This window comes from Spiroplasma mirum ATCC 29335 (assembly GCF_000565195.1).
Classification (GTDB): Bacteria; Bacillota_I; Bacilli_A; order Mycoplasmatales; family Mycoplasmataceae; genus Spiroplasma; species Spiroplasma mirum.
This window is the reverse complement of sequence record NZ_CP006720.1, coordinates 119,010-139,605: the sequence shown is the minus strand read 5'-3', so window position 1 is coordinate 139,605 and position 20,596 is coordinate 119,010. Positions and strand designations below refer to the sequence as shown.

Annotated in this window: 22 protein-coding genes, 2 pseudogenes and 1 riboswitch; of the genes and pseudogenes, 2 read left to right on the top strand and 22 right to left on the bottom strand. The window is 28.4% G+C overall.

What is annotated here, in order from left to right; genetic code table 4:
- Nucleotides 1-547 precede the first annotated feature (547 nt).
- The 9 genes and pseudogenes from nrdG to P344_RS00635 form a co-directional block, all read right to left on the bottom strand.
- Nucleotides 548-1,147 (bottom strand): anaerobic ribonucleoside-triphosphate reductase activating protein, encoded by a 600-nt coding sequence (gene nrdG, locus P344_RS00655; protein WP_211231568.1) that lies wholly within the window; start codon nt 1,145-1,147, stop codon nt 548-550.
- Nucleotides 1,125-1,660: pseudogene (gene nrdD / locus P344_RS07760) on the bottom strand (anaerobic ribonucleoside-triphosphate reductase). Before nrdD (P344_RS07760) ends, nrdG begins: the two are co-directional and overlap by 23 nt.
- Nucleotides 1,575-1,796 carry an anaerobic ribonucleoside-triphosphate reductase gene (gene nrdD, locus P344_RS07755; RefSeq protein WP_025316970.1) on the bottom strand — a complete coding sequence of 74 codons (222 nt, stop codon included), beginning with the start codon at nt 1,794-1,796 and terminating at the stop codon, nt 1,575-1,577. The pseudogene nrdD (P344_RS07760) and the gene nrdD (P344_RS07755) overlap by 86 nt, the downstream one beginning before the upstream one ends.
- 2 nt (nt 1,797-1,798) lie before the next feature.
- Nucleotides 1,799-2,038, bottom strand: coding sequence for an anaerobic ribonucleoside-triphosphate reductase (gene nrdD / locus P344_RS07750; RefSeq protein ID WP_456293386.1), 240 nt, complete (start codon nt 2,036-2,038; stop codon nt 1,799-1,801).
- A gap of 796 nt (nt 2,039-2,834) precedes the next feature.
- Nucleotides 2,835-3,086, bottom strand: coding sequence for an anaerobic ribonucleoside-triphosphate reductase (gene nrdD / locus P344_RS07745; protein WP_081717371.1), 252 nt, complete (start codon nt 3,084-3,086; stop codon nt 2,835-2,837).
- A 346-nt stretch (nt 3,087-3,432) separates the two neighbouring features.
- Nucleotides 3,433-3,561, bottom strand: a riboswitch (cobalamin riboswitch).
- A 119-nt stretch (nt 3,562-3,680) separates the two neighbouring features.
- Complete coding sequence (locus P344_RS06470; protein ID WP_156028495.1) at nt 3,681-3,848, bottom strand: hypothetical protein; 168 nt, start codon at nt 3,846-3,848, stop codon at nt 3,681-3,683.
- Nucleotides 3,849-3,868: 20 nt separating this feature from the next.
- Nucleotides 3,869-4,276 carry a pyridoxal-phosphate dependent enzyme gene (locus P344_RS07740; protein WP_025316967.1) on the bottom strand — a complete coding sequence of 136 codons (408 nt, stop codon included), beginning with the start codon at nt 4,274-4,276 and terminating at the stop codon, nt 3,869-3,871.
- 5 nt (nt 4,277-4,281) lie between these two features.
- Complete coding sequence (locus P344_RS07735; protein WP_158500433.1) at nt 4,282-4,557, bottom strand: pyridoxal-phosphate dependent enzyme; 276 nt, start codon at nt 4,555-4,557, stop codon at nt 4,282-4,284.
- A 23-nt stretch (nt 4,558-4,580) separates the two neighbouring features.
- Nucleotides 4,581-5,063 (bottom strand): lipoprotein, encoded by a 483-nt coding sequence (locus P344_RS00635; RefSeq protein ID WP_025316965.1) that lies wholly within the window; start codon nt 5,061-5,063, stop codon nt 4,581-4,583.
- A gap of 271 nt (nt 5,064-5,334) precedes the next feature.
- Here P344_RS00635 and rpsT point away from each other — a divergent pair.
- A pseudogene (rpsT, locus tag P344_RS06240) lies at nt 5,335-5,587 on the top strand (30S ribosomal protein S20).
- An 89-nt stretch (nt 5,588-5,676) separates the two neighbouring features.
- On the opposite strand, the gene P344_RS00625 reads toward rpsT, so the two are convergent.
- From P344_RS00625 to P344_RS00580, 11 genes are all read right to left on the bottom strand, one after another.
- Nucleotides 5,677-7,164, bottom strand: coding sequence for a hypothetical protein (locus P344_RS00625; protein WP_025316963.1), 1,488 nt, complete (start codon nt 7,162-7,164; stop codon nt 5,677-5,679).
- 39 nt (nt 7,165-7,203) lie between these two features.
- Nucleotides 7,204-8,172, bottom strand: coding sequence for a DNA polymerase III subunit delta (gene holA, locus P344_RS00620; protein WP_025316962.1), 969 nt, complete (start codon nt 8,170-8,172; stop codon nt 7,204-7,206).
- A gap of 23 nt (nt 8,173-8,195) precedes the next feature.
- On the bottom strand, nt 8,196-8,579 hold the full coding sequence (locus P344_RS00615) for a ComEC/Rec2 family competence protein (RefSeq protein WP_025316961.1): 384 nt from the start codon (nt 8,577-8,579) through the stop codon (nt 8,196-8,198).
- Between the two features lie 49 nt (nt 8,580-8,628).
- Nucleotides 8,629-8,868, bottom strand: coding sequence for a hypothetical protein (locus tag P344_RS00610; protein WP_025316960.1), 240 nt, complete (start codon nt 8,866-8,868; stop codon nt 8,629-8,631).
- 1,176 nt (nt 8,869-10,044) lie between these two features.
- Complete coding sequence (locus tag P344_RS06465) at nt 10,045-10,233, bottom strand: hypothetical protein (RefSeq protein WP_148552269.1); 189 nt, start codon at nt 10,231-10,233, stop codon at nt 10,045-10,047.
- A gap of 254 nt (nt 10,234-10,487) precedes the next feature.
- Complete coding sequence (locus tag P344_RS00605; protein ID WP_025316959.1) at nt 10,488-11,081, bottom strand: SGNH/GDSL hydrolase family protein; 594 nt, start codon at nt 11,079-11,081, stop codon at nt 10,488-10,490.
- A 259-nt stretch (nt 11,082-11,340) separates the two neighbouring features.
- Complete coding sequence (locus P344_RS00600) at nt 11,341-11,571, bottom strand: hypothetical protein (protein WP_025316958.1); 231 nt, start codon at nt 11,569-11,571, stop codon at nt 11,341-11,343.
- 133 nt (nt 11,572-11,704) lie between these two features.
- The gene (locus P344_RS00595; protein WP_025316957.1) at nt 11,705-14,314 is read right to left on the bottom strand and encodes an extracellular solute-binding protein; all 2,610 of its coding nucleotides are present in this window, start codon (nt 14,312-14,314) and stop codon (nt 11,705-11,707) included.
- Nucleotides 14,298-15,281 carry a spermidine/putrescine ABC transporter permease gene (gene potB / locus P344_RS00590; protein WP_025316956.1) on the bottom strand — a complete coding sequence of 328 codons (984 nt, stop codon included), beginning with the start codon at nt 15,279-15,281 and terminating at the stop codon, nt 14,298-14,300. Before potB ends, P344_RS00595 begins: the two co-directional genes overlap by 17 nt.
- 8 nt (nt 15,282-15,289) lie before the next feature.
- On the bottom strand, nt 15,290-16,342 hold the full coding sequence (gene potA / locus P344_RS00585) for a spermidine/putrescine ABC transporter ATP-binding protein (RefSeq protein ID WP_025316955.1): 1,053 nt from the start codon (nt 16,340-16,342) through the stop codon (nt 15,290-15,292).
- A gap of 30 nt (nt 16,343-16,372) precedes the next feature.
- A complete protein-coding gene (locus P344_RS00580) occupies nt 16,373-16,906 on the bottom strand; it encodes a helix-turn-helix domain-containing protein (protein ID WP_025316954.1) in 534 nt (177 codons plus the stop codon).
- A gap of 224 nt (nt 16,907-17,130) precedes the next feature.
- On the opposite strand from P344_RS00580, the gene P344_RS00575 reads away from it, so the two are divergent.
- A complete protein-coding gene (locus P344_RS00575; protein WP_025316953.1) occupies nt 17,131-18,192 on the top strand; it encodes a TSUP family transporter in 1,062 nt (353 codons plus the stop codon).
- A gap of 25 nt (nt 18,193-18,217) precedes the next feature.
- On the opposite strand, the gene P344_RS00570 is transcribed toward P344_RS00575, so the two are convergent.
- Both P344_RS00570 and metK read right to left on the bottom strand, forming a co-directional pair.
- Nucleotides 18,218-19,045 (bottom strand): Cof-type HAD-IIB family hydrolase, encoded by an 828-nt coding sequence (locus P344_RS00570; protein WP_025316952.1) that lies wholly within the window; start codon nt 19,043-19,045, stop codon nt 18,218-18,220.
- Between the two features lie 48 nt (nt 19,046-19,093).
- Entirely contained in the window at nt 19,094-20,248 is a 1,155-nt protein-coding gene (gene metK / locus P344_RS00565) for a methionine adenosyltransferase (protein WP_038677537.1), read from the bottom strand.
- Nucleotides 20,249-20,596: the final 348 nt, after the last annotated feature.

The following is a 20,596-nucleotide window of genomic DNA, read 5'->3' as shown; positions in this document are numbered from 1 at the left end:
CCATTCTTAATTTTATTTTATTATTTTCTTAATATAATGAAAATCATAAATAATATAATGCTAATTTTCTATAATCATCAATAGAAGAATTTCCACGAACTGCAGTACTTTTTTTGGCAAGATCAAAATTATTAGCAATATCTAATATATAATTAAAGTTTTCTTTACCTTTAACCTTATGATTATTAATAACAATTTTATTTTTGGCAAGTGAAAAATTAACTGTTGGTACTAAATCAAGAAACTGTTTTTTTTTGTTAATCCATAGTTATCTAAATCTAAAATAGTGACAGCTGAACTAGCATTAAAATAAGTTTTTTGTTTACTATTTAATTCGGTTTGATTTAAAGTTTTAGTATAAGTTACACCTGATAAATATATTTTTAAATTGTTTTTATTTTATAGATTATTAGTTTCATTATTCAGGATGTTCGAAACTTGACCATTAACTGTCTGTTCAAGGACGAAAGAAAGTGGGGTTAATATTAAAAAAATGCTGGTTGCAATAATTGCTAGTAGTTTATTCATTAATAATCCTCGTTTTTTATTAATTTCTCATAAATAATTTAACTAATAAAAAAAGAATTCCTTTAAAAATAAAAATACTTGATTTAATAATTTCCAAATAATTATCAATAAAATCAAGTTTACAATTTTTTAAATAAATTGTTCGCTGGTTACTGCTATCTTTAAAAGGAAGTAAAATATCTCTTAATTCTAAAACGAACCACGCATCAATTAAGACATCAATATATTTTAAACACGCATTTAACTCTGGTTTGTTTATAATTTGTTCATACGTATAGCCTGTATAACATCAAATATTTTTGTTAGTATATTTTTTAAAATATTCTAACAATTGTCTTAAAAATAGGGAGTCATAAAAACGGATCACCTCTCCCGATAACGTAACACCCTCCAATAACGAATTAGCATTAATTTGGTCAATAATTTCAGCAAGATATTTATCATCTAGAAGTTGGCCATTATTATGATTTCAACTTCTGACATTGTGGCAACCAAAACAAGCATGCCGGCAACCCGCTACTAAATAAATACTATAACATAACCCAAGGCCATCACTAGTTGTTTCAGGATAAATTTTTAAAACTTTAATGTTAAAGTTATTTATTTTCGTTAATTCCATGTTTAACCCGATCATGTTCTTCTGATCTTTTCGCTGAATTTCAACTATTTAAATCACCAGTTAAATAACCAGTAATTTGACGAATGCGACGGATATTATTGCTTTGACATTTATCATATGCCTGAGGAATAATTCCTGAAAATTGACATTCTAAACAAACATCAACGGGGTGATTAATTGATCCATAACCAATATTATTATCAAAGATACATTTAAGTATTTTTAAAATAACAGGAATTTTATATTTCATAGCTCCATCCAATTCAACATAACTAATATGTCCATCTAATGTAATTGCGTGGAATGGTACTTCTTTTTTATTTTTTCAAAAATACTAATATTTTGTTTAACATCAACATGGAATGAATTAATATAATAATTACTATCATTAACACCAGAAATAATTTCGTATTTTTTAACATCCATTCTAGTAAAACGCCCAGGTAATCCTTCGGCCGGAGTGGCAATAACTGAATAGTTTAAATTTATATTTTTGTTTATATTGATTAGCAATCTCGTTCATTGTTAATACTGCTTGGTATAACAAATCATATGCTGCTTCTAATTCACTATGGCCTTCCCCAAAAATCATTTTCATGGCATTGTGTCCACCAATAAAACCAATTGTTAAACTACCCTGGTTAATCATATTTACCAGATATTCATCTTTTGATATGTCCTTATGATGTTTTCATACAATGAGGCACTTACTTTTTTTAAAAAATCATCATATGATAAATTTTCTTCTTTAACTTCTTTTACCGCTTCAATGGCTAAACGAGATAAGTTCATAGCGGTAAAAGAAATATTACCACGACCAACTGGTGTTTTATACCCATTAATATTTTCAAATGTTCTTGTGCGACAACCCATCGTGGCAACTTCATTTAAATAATTATTTGGATCAGCAGGATTTCAATTTTCGTGCTTATTAAATGGTGTATCTAAAAAACAAAGTTAGGAAATAATCGGGTTGAATTTGTTTGACAAGCAAGAATTAATAAATCAAAGTTTTTAGTTTTATAATTTAGCATTTCCTGTTTAGCTTGTTTTCAATTATTAATTGCTAAATTAAAATCTTCTTCAGAGTAAAAGATTCCTTCCTTAACTTTAAAAATTTAAATTGGGAAATTGGTGTTTTATTTTTTCCAAGTCCTTTTTGAGTTGCTAATAATACTTGGCGAATCATCATTCTTCCTTCGGAAGAAGTATCGGTTCCATAATTTATTGATGAAAAAAAACAACTTGGTTTTTCCTCATGAAATGCATTGTGTTTAAATTATAAATAAATCCTTCCATTGCTTGAAAAGTTTCTTTTTCTGTTGTAAGATATGCTTCCTAAAATGCAATTTTAACTTGGTTTATATTTAAATCTAATAATTTACTAATTTCAAGTTGTACTTCTTCGTTAAGATGTAAATCAATAGTATTAAATTTTTCTTGGATTAGTGCTTGTCAATTTTTTTAATTTTCTAAATTATTTAATTTTAAAATAAATTCTAATTGTTTAACTAAATTTTTACGAAATGATTTTAAAACACCAAGAGCTAAAAAATAATCAAAAGCCGGAATTTCTTGACTACCATGTTGTTTATTTTGGTGTGATTGAAAAACAATTGCTGATAGTGTCGCATACGACTAAATAGTTTGTGGTTCGCGGACCATTCCATTTTTTGTTCAAAAACCATTAGCAAAAAATATCTTTTAAATCATATTGCACACAAGTTGTGGTTTTTGATGGATAATAATCTAAATCATGAATATGAATATCCTCATTTTGATGAGCATCACGATATTCTTTACTTAATAAAAAGCGTAAAGCATATTCTTTGGCAGCTGTTGCAGCCATATTCATCATTTGACCGGCTGGTGTATCTGCTGACATATTATCATTTTCATAAGTTGAATCATTTTTTTCAACATTAACAATTTTCATCATTTCTTCTTTTTAATAAATCATTATTATATGAATTTAAAGGATTTTCTTTAGTAAAAATAGCAAACGAGTTACTAACTAATACTACTTATTGTTGAAGTAGATCCCCCATCAGTTTATTTATTATATAAAAACTTTTTATCATTTAATTTCATTCCCACTTTTCCCCGTTTCTATTTTAGTTATTATTTAAGTACTTTAAATAAACAAAAATAACTAATATTATTTTTGTTATCTTTATTAATAAAATTCAATAATTTATTATTTTTCATTTTTGTAAAAAATACAAAAATTAAATAAATTACAGGATTACTTTATTCCAGAAGTAATCAAATTTCAAAAACATTGTAGGTCTACTGGCTTTACTTCATCTTACTTACTGCCCTTATCAAGAAATTTTCTCAGTGGTTATTACATATTACAGCTTTCGTCAGTTCTACAGTTGCTGGTACAGCTTGTGCTTTTAACACAATTCCCTAATTAAAAACCACATTTATTTTATTTAATTTTTGAAAGATCAATATCTTTCATACTTAAACTATATTATAAATAAATCAAAATTTTTCATTTTTAAATTAAAAAAATAAACTACTAAAGTTAATTTATATTTTCATTTAAAATTTCATTCAATTTAGATAAATCAATATTTCCTACCAACATAATGATTGCTACATTAGTATTTTGAATTAATTTAATTTCTTTATATAGTACTACTGCATAAGCTGAAGCGTCAGCACCTTCTGCTAAAATTTTATCTTTTGCCAATAAGAACTAAATTGTTTCCTTTACCCTCTTTTCTCTGAAACAGTAACAATTTCAGCAACATACTGTTTACATATCTCAAAAGTAATTAAACCAATTTTTTGAACATTAATACCATCAGCAATTGTTTTACTAGGTTCAACTTCAATTGATTTACCAAATTGAAAGGCTTTTGTTAAAGATGGTACATTTTCAACTTCAACACCAATAATTTTAATTTCTAGATTTAATGTTTTTGCAGCAATAGCAATGCCTAAAATTAAACCGCCTCCACCAACGGGAACAATTATTGTATATAAACCTTGGATTTGTTCAATTAATTCTAATCCAATAGTACCTTGCCCACTAATAACATCTTCATCATCAAAAGCATGTACAAATGTTAATTGCTGTAATTTTTGAACTTCTAATGTATTTTTTAACGCCCTCATCAAAATTAGAACCAGATAAAATAATATCTGCACCATAATAATTTGGTTGCCTCAATTTTTGACTTTGGTGCATTTTCTGGCATTACTATTGTACATTTAGTATTTGTTAATAAGCATGCCAATGCAACACCTTGAGGATGATTGCCAGCAGATGCAGCAATAAACCCTTTAGCACGTTCGGTTTCATTTAAAGAAAGTATCTTTTTTAAACTTCCTCGAATTTTAAAACTTCCTGTTCGCTGTAAATTCTCTACTTTTAAATATATTTCCATATTAAGCATTTTTGATAATGTAAGATCATGAATTATATTATCAGAATTAATATAATCATTGATTCTATGTCGTGCTTCCTTAATTTTATAAATAGTAATCATCAGGGAAAACCTCTCTTATATATGTGTCTTTGTTTTCATATATTTTCTATTCCGTTGTCTAATAAATTAAGACTATTTATAAAACTCACTAAATTACCCATACCCATAGCAGATAAGATACTCATTGGTATGTCAACACCATTAATTTTGCTCAAATTCATACCAATGATATTATCAGGCATTAATGATAATGTTCCTTGACCATTCTGAACTAATAAATAAGTACCAGCACCATCTTTAGTAAATAAATTACTAACAAAAGTAAATGTAATGTAACTGTAACTATTAATAGCGTTTTGTGCTTCTTCTGTAAGTCTTGTTGTTGTGGCTTCTTCTTTATGGCAAGCAATAATACTGATTGCTCCGGTTGCTGTTAAACCAACAGCGCCAAAAATTGCTAATAACTTTTCCATTCCTTTATTTTCCTTTCTTTTAAAAATTTTAGGGAAATAAAATAATATAGTTATTACAATTGTTATAAATAAAGTTAATAAGTTTTTAACTTTCCCTGCTAATATCTTAATTAACTAAACAATAAAAAAACAATAAGTTTCATAATTTAGAAAAATAATTATTACCCTAAAAATTATAAATTCTCTAAAAAACTAAGTTTTTATATTTACACGCATATATCTATTTGCTATAATTCCTTTGTGTCTAAGTAAATGAAAGGAATAAATATTAATGGCAAATATCAAATCACAAGTTAAAAGAATCAAAAAAAAATGAAAAAGCTAATTTAGCTAATAAATCATTTAAATCTTCAATTAAAACAGCAATTAAAAAAGCTAATTTAGCAATTGCAGAAAAACAAGAAAATGCTAATGATTTAGTAAACAATGCTGTTTCATTAATTGACAAAGCTGTAACTAAAGGGATTTATCATGCTAATAAAGCAGCGAGAATAAAAAGTAAATTAATGATCCGTGTAAATTAATTTTAGGAAATAATTAGGCTGGTGTTAAATAAAAAATAGTAGCTATGAAAGTAGTTACTATTTTTTAATTTAAAAAGATAATTAGAACTTTAATTATCTTCATCATCTTGGTTATTATTCTTATTTTCATCCTTATTTCCAAAGGAATTAAACGGATTATCTTCTCTAAATTCTTCGTCAAATAAAGAAGGATCTATTATATATTTTTTGCCATGCATTGCGGCGTTAACTGCTTTTTGGTATTCTTCATTAGCTCGGACTAATTTATTACGGTCAAGTTTAGGTGCAACAATCATTAGGGCAATGGTCGCAATTGAAGCAACTAATCCCACAATCATAAAGATAATACTAAATGCATAAATTAATTTGTATGAAGAACTATTATTAATTTCATTGATAATATTATTTAACGTTTGTTGCAGGTCAGAATCGGGTGTTAGGATTCCACCAAATAAACTTGAATCACCAACATTAATACCACTTTTGGGAACTCCTAGTCCATTAACAATATTGCTAACGTAATTATGTAACAAAATACTAATTAATGAAAGAGAAGAATATAATAAAATAATAACACTAATTCCGACTGTTAGCATTTTAACAGTATAATTATCTCTTTTAAAACGCTTTGCTCCTAATAATTCATAGCCCATGAAAATTGCAGGAATAATTGGTAATAGTCCACTAAATAAACTCATTGAACCAGCGCCAGTCAACGCTAATTTTAACTTGGAAGAAAATGGAAATGGTCCCACAAAATTATTATTCCCAACATGAATGCCCGCGTCAGCGCCACCACCAACAATAATGACAGAACCGTTTCACTTATAAACAATTACATTTGTATCAATTATAATTCCAAGAAATGACCCTAATAATCATAAAATAATTAAACCAACAGCAGCAAGAATTACTAATCCCGCCACAATCTTTTTAAATAATGGCATAAATTTAGGTTTTGTGCGGTAAGGATAAAAACGCGGATCTAAACGGGGATGAATTGGCATATTAGCCATCTGTTGCATCATTTGGCCCATGTCTAGTTTGCTTGGATCAAAAGCATTCATTCCCATTCCAGTCCCCATCATCGGTCCGGTACTTTGGGCAGAATCTTGCTGCTGTTCTTTTTCCAATCCTTTAGCCGCTTTTTTATTCATCTGATCACGAGCATTATCAATTGCTTTTTCATCAACAAAATCAGCAATTTTGTCAATGGCATCAATGGTAACAACATTTTCCTGCGTAATATAGTCTTTTTTAACTTTAAAATTATCACAAATATATTTAATATATTCAACATAGTCTTCATCTAATTGATTGAAAGTTGTCCCATCAATTTTTTCAATTGTGGCTGATTCATTTGTCACATTGGCTAACGCTTGCGCAAATGCCACGGTATATTTTTCATCGTTAAATGATGCATCAAATTCTTTTTCTAAAGTTAATAAAGAACAAATTTGTTTGATTACTAACGCTTTAAACTCAGAATTAACAATAATTTGTGCTTTAATGTTATCGTCTTTAAATGTATTATATAAAGCATAAGCAATGTAGGTATATAATTTATTTTCTTTCATTTTTTTTGAACCATCTCCATAACATCTTTTCATTATAGTCTATTCATTTAAATCAAATAAATTAATTAAAAATAAATCACTACTAATGTCTTCATTTATTATACCTTTTTTTATTTTATAATCAATTTCAAATAATTTTATAATAATTTTATTTGCTTTTTCTATATTAAATTTATTTAAACACTCAGAAATTTTTTTAATTCGATACGGATGAATTTTTAAAGTACTAGCAATATCAGAATATGTTTTTTTAGTGGCCGATAAAATAATGATATCGCGCGTTAAAATAACACTATTAGCAATTAAGGCCAATAATGCAATATTATTTAACCCCCGTTCTTGTAAATAATGGTAATTAATTAAAAAATTATTTAAATCATTATATAATAAATAATCAACTAACTTAAAGATGTCCGTATCTAAATACTTAGTAATATTATTTTCAATAATCTCTTCTGTAATATGAGAGTCAACCAGGATTAATTTTTGCAATTCATTTTGAATAATATATAAATTATTTGGTAAATATTCAATAATTTTTTCAACTCCGTGTTGAGAAATGGTAGCATGATGTTTAGCAATAAAATCATTAACAAATTTGAATAACTCGGGGTATGATAAGTTGATTGCTTTTAAAACACTAGTTAAAGCCAACATTTTTTTAGTGATTTTTAGCCGATTACTAATATTATTAACAGGACAGATAAATATTAAATAAGTATTAGGATTGGGATTTTCTAAATATTCTAATAAATTAGGCAAATATTTTTTATTATCTACTTTTGCCTTAATTTTTTCTTCAGTTAAGAAAAAACAATCATTAATAACAATAATTCTTTTATCTGAAAACATTGCAACAGTATTAGCATCATTAATAATATCTAATAATGGTGATTCCAAATAACTATATTCTTCAACTTCATATTCATCATTAAGATTAATTTTAGCCAAAATCTTATTTTTTTGAGTTTTTATCAAAAAACTATCTTCACCGTATATTAAAAACATGTGCCTTTCCTTTCATTAATATGTTAAAAAGTTGTTAGATAACTTTTTGCTCTTTCATTAATATTATAAACTAAATTATGAGAAATATTAGTTTGATAAATTTGACAATGATATTTATTTAATGTGGCAAGCGTTTTAGCAGTCGGAAAATTTTGCTGGTAGTCATGGGTCGCTGAAATAAAACAAGTTTTAGGTTTAATTTTACTAATAAATTCTTCACTAAAAGCAGTGCTTAAACCATGATAACTAACCTGCAATAAATCAATTGGGGGCCAGGCAAAATTTAATAACTTATCTTCAATTGTTTTACTAGCATCTCCCATCAACAAAAAATATTGATTTTTAACTGTTATCAGAATAACTAAACTATTATTATTTTCATTATAAGCATTTTCATTACGGTGCAAAATCTGCAGGGTAAAATCGTCAATTTGATATTTTTTCTCTGTTAAATTATTATTTAAAAGTTAAAAACCCATAGTTTCTTTTGGACATCGCTCAGATTATTGTTATAATCCTGGTGATGATGGGAAATAAAAACCTTACTAATTTAATTGATTCCTTTTCATCGTAAATAATCACTGACCATAGTTGGTGAGAATCCTGTTCCGGCGCCCAGCCCAAATCAAAAGCAATAACTTTTGAATGTCATTTATCTTCCATAATAATTGTTTGACCATTTCCAACATTTAACATTGTTAAAGAAACCGCTGGTTTACTCAAAAAATTAAATGAAAGCATGATTCCAATTAAAATAATGAATAAAATAATTAATATTTTTTTTAAGCCACTTAATATAGTAACAAGCCAACAGAAAAATTAAATAATAACAACAAATAAAAACAAAATTAAGGGTGCCAAGATTCCATTTAAAGTTAATTTTTAATAATACCAAAGAATAATGCCATAAGATAAAATAAAACCAGGAATAGAAAAAATGTAATGGTTTAATAAAAACAATTATAAAATTAGCTAAAAAAATAATTGCCATAAATGGGGCGTTAAGATAATATTAAATAACATGCTCGTAAAAATAATACTAAAATTAAAGTAAATATTTCAACCACTAGCAATTAAAAAAATGAAGGCATTAAGAATAATAACCTGTTTTTAATAAGGTAAGTGTTTTATTTGCCGCCATATACTAGTAAAAAGTAGCGTAATTGAAAAACCATAAATAAAACCAACTGTTAAAAAGCAAACGGGTAAACTCCTAATGTTAATAAAAAACTAGCACATCATCGTTGATTATGATCAAATTTCTTTTTACAAAAATTATTGTTGAACAAAGTTACAAATAAAACAATGACCGCCTTTAAGGTTGTCAGATTAAAATTTATTAAATACAAATAGAAAAATGCAATCCGCAAGTTAAGATTCAAGTTCTCCGTCATGGAAAAATGGACATTAATAATTTATTTAAGAGAAAAAGTAACACATTAATGTTTTATGTAAGGGTGGTCTATAACTAAATTTAATAATCATTAAATGACTAATAACAACAATCCCTATCAAAAAAATATATCAAAATTTTTTTTGCCAACATCCTAACAAAATCAAGAAACTTAATGGTAACGATAATAAATAATATAAATTATTAATAATGATTAACTTAGTAATAATAAAATTAATAACAATTAAAAACCATTACTGTTAAAATTTTCTTAGTTTTAATAACATTAAATTACTACAAACAATAATAAAATATTATAGTATTTTTTATAACTACGGCCCCAAATAATTTTGTAAGTTACTTTTTATCTGGAAAGTTGTTAAAAAATTACTATGTAAAATTTTTAATAAATTGGGAATAATTGCCCGCGGAAAATTTAACTGTTCTAATAGTTTTTCTGTTATTAGTTTTTGAGAATGTTATTTAATAAACTGTTCTTTGGATAAGAGAATAACTGTTATACTTGTTAAGACTTTCCTTGTTAAAAGTTGCTTGTCTAACGGATAAAAATTATAAAAAACAAAATGATAATTAACTAAAATTTCGTTAACACTTGTTCCTAACAGAGTGGCAGTAACTGGATAAGAGTGGGGAAATAACTTTTTCATTTGTTAATGGCAAGCGATATTTATTTTGAAAAATCACTGCTACGGTTGTCCCATTGGGAGAATCACCATTGCTTAAAGAATCAGGGTCCACTGTTTTCACGGAATTAATAAAAAATATCATTTCTTTTTAATAAAAATCACCTCACTTATTTTTTATTTAATAAATAAAGTTATCATTTCCTTTTAAATAAATTTTAAAAAATAAAAAAATGCAAATAAAATTTCATTTTTAAATAAATAATCAAATGGTAAATTTATCAGTTCTTTATAAATTGATGCATATCTTTCCCAACTAGATTTTGAACTCACAGGGTGGTGTGCACATCATCCAGAAAAAAAGTATTATTAAGATCTTTTACACTTTTATTATTTATATAACTCATTGTAATTTCTCCTGTCCCAAATAGACTAAGGCTGCGCAATAAACTCACTCTATCCAAATTTTTATGGACTACAGCATTTTTGGTGTCCACCCCTCTTTTATTTGCTAATTCGATATAATTATTTAGTTCTTTTTCTAAATTAAATAAATGAACATATTTTGACTTTTTGTTTTTTAGTAAGTTGTTTAATTGGTTATTATAGTTATCAACAATTTTCTTAATTCACGCTGTTTGATAATTAACAAATCGCGGTGTCTTCGAAAGACTAACAACATTGGCAACCAAAATTTTCTGAGATCCTGAATTAATTAACTTGTCAAGAACAGAACCAAGCGTCTTAATTAATTGATCTACTAATTTATTATCATCAGTTTGCTCATTGTCCATTTGATTAAAAATATCATTATTACTACTCTCCACAATAAACAAACTATCTTTATTAATAGAATGTTGTTTTAAAAGCATATGAAATTGCGAAGTTAAATCAAATTTATTTAAGATATTATTTTTAACTCATTCAATTGGATGTTTATAAAAACTTACCTCCCTTGGGGTGTTAATTGGGAACCAGCAAATACGTAGTTATTACCATAATGTGAGTATTCTTTATTAAGAAACCATGAATTGCTCGAAATTTGATATTCCCATCCTGATGGTTAAATCAAGATTTAATTCTTTTGCTAAAACTTCGACCGCAACCAGTCCCGTTGAAAACGAACTATTTTTATAAAAAGGAGCCCCTAACTGTAATTTGCTGGCAGTTAAAACCTTGTGGTCAGCTAAAAAAACTAGAAACTGCTCCTGTTAAAACCCCCACATCTGAAAAACTATCTCCTAAAACATACAACTCTTTTATCTTATTTGCTGTTTTTTCAATTCTATCGTTATCAAAAACATTGTTCACACCAATAGTTGTAAAAACTAGTGCGCTAAATAAACTTAGTAATTTTTTCATAATAAAAACCTTCTTTCTAATTTAAGTAATTATTTTTATTATGCCTTTCTTAAAACCAATATTTTAGTGTATCTTATCCAAAATAATTATATTAAATAAAGTGAAAATAAAAAAGATAAGATCTTCTTATCTTTTAATTTTTACTGGCAATTAAAATATTATATTTATTAACCAGATAGTCATCAAGACTACCATTATAGAATGGTCCATCAGCGGCAATCGGATCAGATACATAGTTATTAAGAGTACTATCCCATTTTGAGACGGGCACATATTCACGATTATAGTCCAGCATTGGTCCTAATTCATCACCAGGTTTTACGACCGGGTTAATTTCATAGTCCATCACTTGTTGATATGGAGAAGTATACCCAGCATTTTCAGTTAATTCTGATTGGTGTTGAATTACATAATTAATAAATTTATAAGCTAAGTCCTGATGTCTTGAGTTTTTGGCAATTACAAAGTTATCGCTCCAAATATTGGTTCCTTCAATATTAGTAAATTTCTGTTGGATGGCATTATATTTTGCAAAACGAGGATGTGTTATTAATAATTTGTGGTCGCTGCCGACTTGTCCACTATTTGCAAACCCACCTTCGCCATTATCACCAGCGTCAGCAGCAATGGCATCGCCATTATACATAAACGCAAAGTCAAAACGGCCATCCCCAACATCATTAATAATTTCATCATTTTTTAAAGCAACATTATTATATTTTAACAAGGTTTTTAAATCATTAAAATCTTTGTCAACTTCTTGCTGTGTTGTTGGTAAGACTTGCTGGCGATTTTTTTCACTAGCAATCATGAATAGATTTTTATAATCATTATTTAACAGAACTTTTTTACCGGCTTGGGCTGCTTTTCATAAAATATCCCATGAAATCCCGTTCGAATATGTAACATTTTTGGGATCATAAACATCATTAATAACATATTGTTGGCGGTCCGCTGTTCATGCTTGTTCACTAATCCCAAATTTAGCAATTGTCCCTGGCAGGTTTTTATTTTCTTCATTTAAAATATTTCGAATAAAAGCAATATTATCAGCAGATGGACGGATAACTAACGACATATCACCCCAAAATAATGGAATATTATAGTCAGTAATTGAAGCATTAATTGTAGGGCTAGCAATTTTATTTTTATTTTGAATTCCTAATAGGCCATTATTAACCATAACTATTTTATTTTTGTCAAAACAACTTGCTGGCGGTTTTTTATCATTTGTATTAATACAAGTATTATAGAACTGAATATCATTATTTTGATAATAATTAACATCAACATTTTTATCATTAAACCATTGGTTAAACCTCACATCATAGCCCGCAATCTTGCTATCAAAATTAGGATTTGGTTTTACAAGGTGGAAATTAGGATCGACCGCATTTAATTTAATATAATTAATTTTTGCTAAGTCTCCTTGCCCCCCTAATTTGGCAACCATATAATCACTAGGAACCATCACATCGTATTTAGTCGTGTATAACTTGTTGTATAGAGTTTCATTACTATCATACACAACATATTTAACTTTAACATGGTATTTTTGTTGGAATCCATTTAAGACACTATCTGTAATATAACCACTTCAATTAGCAACCACAAGGTCATAAATATTGTTTGTAATATAAACTCCTGTTAGCAAACTAATCGAACCAGCACAAATTATTACTAAAGTAATCGGTTTTCAAGTTTTCATAAACCAGCGGAACTTATTCCGCGAAATTTCACTAATTGTCTCCCGGCGCTCTTCTTTGAGAATAAAATTATTTTTTTTATTCTTAGCCCAGGCGAGTCCTTTGGCATATTTATCTTCTCAATAAATAATTTTTGTGCGCAAGCGTTCTTTAACTTTTTCATATGTTAAAGTTTGGTTGTTTAAACTATGGTATAACATAGCCAAGCGCATTTCATAACGCAACATTGTTTTATCTTTATAAGTTCCTTTTAACATTTCTTTTCGGAATTTTTCATGACTTGCCTTATAAATATTTCACCCGTTTCAGCCAATAATTACAAAACCAATAATTGCAATACAAATTGTTCCAAAAGCATTCACAAAGGGTTTAATTCTCTTCATTGTATAAATGAAAGTTGCCACATTAACATCATCACCCCCTGTAAAATAAGAAATAATAAAGTCATCAAAACTCATCGCAAAAGCAATCGCGGCGGCTGAAATAATTGCTGGTTTTAAAATTGGTAAAATAATTTTTCATAGTGTTTGCGATGGCTTCGCACCTAAGTCTAAAGATGCCTCAATTAAACGCGGATCAATTTTTCGTAAACGAGGTAACACTGTGATAATAACATAAGGAACATCAAACGAAATATGGGCTAGCACTAAAGTTAAGAACCCAAATTTTGCTCCTAGTGCAATAAATAACATTATTAATGAAACCGCAGTAATAATATCAGCATTAATTAAGGGGATGTTAGTAATTGATAATGTTATTTTTTGGGTAACTTTACGAGCGCGACTTAAGCCAATTGCAGCTAAGGTTCCCAAAATAGTTGACACTAATGTGGCAATCACCGCGGTAAAGACCGAAATAATAATACTTTGTAAAAATGATTGTTGTTGGGATAATTCATGGTATCAGCGATCAGAAAAGCCAGTGAAAATTCCCATACTATCACTATTATTAAAAGAAAATAAAATTAAAATTACAATGGGAACATAGATAAATAATAAGATAATTCCCATGTAAGAACATTTAAGAAAGTTTCTCATTTCGTTTCCCCCTTTTAGTTTCAAATACTTTTGACATTCAATTTGAAACAATAATAATGATAAAGACAATCACAGCTAATACTACCGAGATGGCAGCCCCTAACCCAAAGTTACCTCCTTTAAAAAAGTAGGATTTAATAACTTCAACAATCATACTAATTTGACCATTTCCCATAAATTTTACGATTAACAGCGAAGTTGCTGCTTGCACTAATAATAAAGTTCCCCCAGTAATAACTCCCGGAATTGACTGGCGAAAAATGACTTTTCAAAAGGTCGTAAAACCATTTGCTCCTAAATCACGTGATGCTTCAATTAAGGAATGATCAATTTTATCCAAACTATTATAAATCGGTAAGATCACAAAGGGAATAAAAGCATAGACCATCCCAATAACAATGGAAACCGGAGTTCCTAACAGCCCCGGGGCAATCATATGGAATAATGTTTTCAACCCAATAATTTTTAGTAACATGTTAATTCAAATTGGTAAAGTTACTAAAATTCAAATATTTTTAGATAATAATTTTGATTTACAAAAAGCCATGACATAGGCAACTGGATAAGCAATAATAATTGCAATAATTGCGGCAATTAAAGCATAACCTAATGATAAAAATAAGGACACCACAAAGGCTTGTTGGGAAAAGAAGGCCGCAAAGTTAGCAAAATTAAATTCAAAAACTAAGCTGTTTCCTGTTGGTTGAATAAACGAATACAATAAAATAATTAACAGTGGAACTACAATTAATAAAATCATTAAAATAATGTATGGTCAGATTAATAGGTTAATTCCTCGTTGGAATCACTTAGTTTTTTGGGTATTATAAATAATGTTATGGTAGCGAGTTTTACATCACGCGGATAATGTTTGAAAGAAAGAACGAAGTTTTGATTTAGTTTTTTTAAATCATTTTTTAGTTTTAATTCAGAATTTGAATTCTTTTTTATCTAGATTTTTTTTCATTACGAAACCTAATCATCAATTTCTTTTCACATGACATGAATATCTTCGGGATTTCACTTTACCGCAACTTCGCTTTCTTCTTCAACATGGTCGGTAGTATGAATTAAATATTTTCGATGTTTAGTTGCCACCACAATTTCTCAATGGACTCCCTTAAAATTTAACGACTCCACTGTCCCATTAAAATAACCGTCCCCCTTTGCCACAATATCAATATCTTCGGGGCGAATAATAATATCAATCCGATCTTCATTTTCCCCAAATCCCCGGTCTAAACACGAAAAATTTTTGCCATCAATTTTAACTAAATAATCCTTAACAAAAATGGCATCTGAAATAATATTGGAATCACCAATAAATTGCGCTGTTCACAAGTTTTCCGGTTCATTATAAATTTTACTCGGAGTTCCTACTTGTTGAATTGCCCCCTTATTCATTACAATAATCCGGTCAGATAATGTTAAGGCCTCTTCTTGATCATGGGTTACTAAAATAAAAGTAATCCCAATTTCTTCTTGCAAAGCTTTTAATTCACTTTGCATTTTTTTCCGAAGTTTAACATCTAACGCTGACATTGGTTCATCTAGCAATAAAATTCGGGGACGATTAATTAAAGCGCGGGCTAGTGCTACTCGTTGTTTTTGTCCCCCAGATAATGATTCAATCCGGGCATCTGCAAAGCCATCTAAACCCACTAAACGCAAAAAGCGACAAACTTCCCGCTTAATAAAATCAAATTTTTTCTTTTTAATTTTTAAACCATACGCAATATTATCAAAGACATTCATATGGGGAAATAACGCATAATTTTGAAAAACAGTATTAACTTCCCGCTTGTTTGCAGCAACTTTTAATCAGTTTTTCCCTTCAAAGAGCATTTCGCCACTATCTGGTTTTTCAAAACCACCAATTAAGCGTAAAGTTGTTGTTTTACCACACCCAGAAGGTCCTAATAAAGTTACAAACTCACCTTCTTTAATATTGACACTAATTCCTTTTAAAATAACCTTTCCATCATATTGTTTAGAAATATTACGTAATTCTAAAATATTTTTTTCCAATTTTGTTTTTTCCTTTCTCTCATTTTCTTATTAAAATACGGGCGGAGTTGAAATTCACAGCACTTCCGCAATTTTATTACTATTATTTTTTAAATAATGTTGATTATTACCATACAAATAAAAACTATCTTTTTCATAAGCTTTTTGAAATTTTGTTCCACTATAGACACTAACTTCCCCGGACAAGACATAACCAAAGATCTCACCTTCAAAGGGTAATAACTTCTGGGATTCACTATACGGTTTAATTTGAATTAAAATTGGTTCTAACTCATTTGCTTGCGCATTTGGAATTAACCATTCAATACGATAATTATCTTGCTCAACTTCATAGCGGTCTTCGACACCATACACAAACTTTCGATTCTTTTCCTGCTTAAAAAAATCGCCTAAATTGGTGCCTAAAACCTCTAAAATACTTTCTAAAGTTTCAATACTTGGGGAGGAAATATTCCGTTCAATTTGGCTAATAAACCCTTTTGTTAACTCACAACGATTAGCTAACTCTTCAATGGTTAAATTATTTTTTTGACGTAATAATTTAATTTTTTCACCAATTTTCATTAGTTTTCCTCCTTATCTTGTTTAGTTATACTAAACTTTTTGTTTTTTAATTTTCATTTAAGTTAATTATAGGGAAAAATGTAAAAATATCAATAATTAAGTAGTCTTTTTTATAAAAAATATTTTAAAATTTCATATTATTTTAATGTCAAATTTAAATATGGTAGAATTATTCCATTAATAATATAATAATTATGATTATATTTAGCAGAAAGAAACATAATATGCAGAAAAAAATCCTTTATTGAAGTTTACTAAGCATTCCGATTATTTTGATTATTTTTTTAATCACGCTATATTTTACAAACATCTGACAACCAACATTAACATCTACTATAATATGTTTAGTATTATTATGTTTTGTCGGAATTTTTGTATATTATTTAATTACGAAAAGTTATCGGTGCTACGGCCAGGCAGAAAAAAACGTTGGCGAGTTTGATAATAATATTAAGCAGCGAATATGAAAATTAGGGATTATTGGGTTCATTGCTGATTTCTTTGATACTATTGGTATTGGTTCATTTGCAATTAGTATTGTTTTATTAAAATTAACTAAACAAATAAAAAATGATAAAAAAATCTTAGGGACTTTAAATATTGGTCACGCGGTTCCCACTTGTTTAGAAGCAATTATTTTTATTTCCCTGATAAAAGTTGAGTGACTAACCCTAGTTTTTTTAATTGCGGCAGCTTCAATTGGATCATACTTAGGGGCAATGTTTGCTAATAAAATAAAATTAGGTTGGGCCCAAATTTTTATTAGTATTGTATTGATTATTATCTCAATTATTATTTTATTAGGTCAAAAACAAGTTGGTGTCATGCCAAGTTCTGGGAATGCTGATTCCTTACAAATATGATGGAAATATTTGGTGGGAGCGGTTGTGTTCTTCATCTTAGGAGCCTTAATGTCCTTAGGAGTTGGGATTTATGCTCCTGCAATGGCTGTTACTTACTTATTAGGATTAAGCGCTATTTGTGCATTTCCTATTATGATGGGTTCAGCTGCCTTTCTAATGCCAATCGGGGCCTTACGTTTTATTAAAGATCAAAATTATGAAATTAAACCATCATTAGCTTTTACAATTGGTGGTTCATTTGGAGTTATTTGTGCATATTTAATTGTTTTTATTGGTATTCAAAAAGGGTTAGGTCTTAATAAAGATAACTTTGTGAATATTCTAACTTGGTTAATCATTGTGGTAATTTGATACACCGCAGGAATGATGATTTATGAATATGTTAAAAATAAAAAGCAAGCAAGTAAACAAGAACAAACATAAAAAAATCACTACTTAAGTAATTTTTTTATTTATTATTAAGGTGTTTTTTAATTGCTTTTGCTACTCCGGATTTTTTATGATGATGAGTAACTTCATTGGCAATATTTTTAATATCTTGTTTAGCATTCCCCATGGCAATTCCTAACCCTGCTCATTTTAACATTTCGCGATCATTTGAACCGTCCCCCATTGCAATAACTTCTTCCTGCTTAATATCATACATTTTTGCAATATATTCCACCGCATCTTTTTTATCGGTATTTAAAGGGGAAACTTCAAGATTTAATTTTGATTTAGAGACATAAGACCAGTCAAAAATATTAAATTGATACTTTGCTAAAATTTCTTCTTTAAAAGCAAGAACATTTGGTCGGTTACCACTTACAACGAATTTAAAGACTTCATCATTAAAATTTGCTACTTTATTATATAACACGCGCTTACGTTTTGTATGCCAACTCATTCATTTAACCATTAATCCCCGGTTAGTGTTGACATATGCTAAATCATCATCTTTAACTGAATATGCTCATAGTTGTACCTTATTTTTATTAGCAATTCTAAAAACATCCTGAACTTCAGCAGTTAAAAAAGAATTTTGTTTTATTATTCGATTATTTAAAAAATCATAAATAACTCCACCATTAAAACCAATTACTGGCAAGTCATAATTGATTACTCCTAATTTATCAGCTACTGTTTTAATTGCTTTAATACTTCTACCAGTTGCAATAATAATCTTAATATCATTTTGTAATGCCCATTTAATTGTTTTAACATTTTGCTTTGAAATTTTATTTTTTCGTTTGACAGTTGTGCCATCTAAATCCAGTGCAATTAATTTATATGCCATAATATTTCTCCCATTAATTGTTAATTCTATGTTAATTATATCAATAAACTAGGGCAAAATAATATATTTTGTTAATAAATAAATTTTGTCTAATCTTTCCCATGGTAACTCATGACTAGGACGTCCAAAATGACCATAAGTAGCTGTCTGCTGAAAGATTGGTTTTTGTAGTTCAAGATTTTTAATCATTGCCGTTGGAGAAAAGTCAAACACTTCCTCAACTGCTTTTAAAATAACATTATTAGGAATGCGATTAGTACCAAATGTATCAATATAAATTGAAATTGGTTCTGCAATTCCAATTGCATAAGATAACTGAATTTCACAGCGGTCAGCTAATCCAGCCCCAACAACGTTCTTGGCAACATAGCGTGCCATATAGGCCCCACTGCGATCAACTTTAGTACCATCTTTCCCTGAAAAAGCACCACCACCATGACGGGCATAACCCCCATAAGTATCAACAATAATTTTTCGTCCTGTTAGTCCCGTATCACACTTTGGCCCTCCAATTACAAAACGACCGGTTGGGTTAATTAAAATTTTAAAATCATCATTTAAGCTATATTTTTTAATAACCGGAATCATAATTTCATTTTTAATATATTTTTTAAACGCATTTTCATCAATATTATGATGATGTTGAATCGACATTAGAACTGTATCAACTAAAATTTTTTTTTGATTAGTAAGATCTAACGTGACTTGTGATTTCATATCCGGACGAGCTTGGGAAAATAAACCTTGTTTGCGTAATGAGCTAGCTCTTTTGACCAAGTCATGAGCAATTGAAATTGCTAAGGGCATGTAATTATCTGATTCATTTGTAGCATAACCAAACATAATTCCTTGGTCACCAGCCCCATTTTTATTAACTCCCATTGCAATATCTGGTGATTGCGTATTAATTAAAATTTCAATTTGACAAGTTTCTCAGTTAATTCCCCATTCTTCATCATCATAACCAATTGCTTTTAAAACGTTACGAGCAATTTGTTCATAATTAACAATTGCTTTGGTCGTAATTTCTCCTCCAATGATTAAACGATTTGTTGTAATAAAACACTCACAAGCTACCCGTGAATTTGGATCTTGAGTTAAACAAGCATCCAAAATTGCATCCGAAATTTGATCACAAATTTTATCCGGATGGCCTTCCGAAACCGACTCTGATGTAAATAATATCTTTTCTTGTAATACCATAATAAATCCTCTCCCAAATAAGTTAACTAAAAAAATAATTAGTTAATGGCTAATTAGTTTACTTTATCAGAAATATGATTATCAAAAAAATTAATAAGTTTAAGATTTTTAAATAACTAATAAACCTTATTGATAGCTATCATATGCCCTGCTAAAAGCACCTTCTATAATTTCTATATAGGGTTGCTAGTGGATTACTGCTTAGCATGCTAACCACTTCTGAATAAGTTTTAGTTGTATTAACAACAAAAAAATTATACCGTAAAATCTGATATTTTTTAAACAAAAATCAATTTATTTTTTTAAAATTCTTTTAAAAATTAGTTAACATGTTAACTAATAATACTA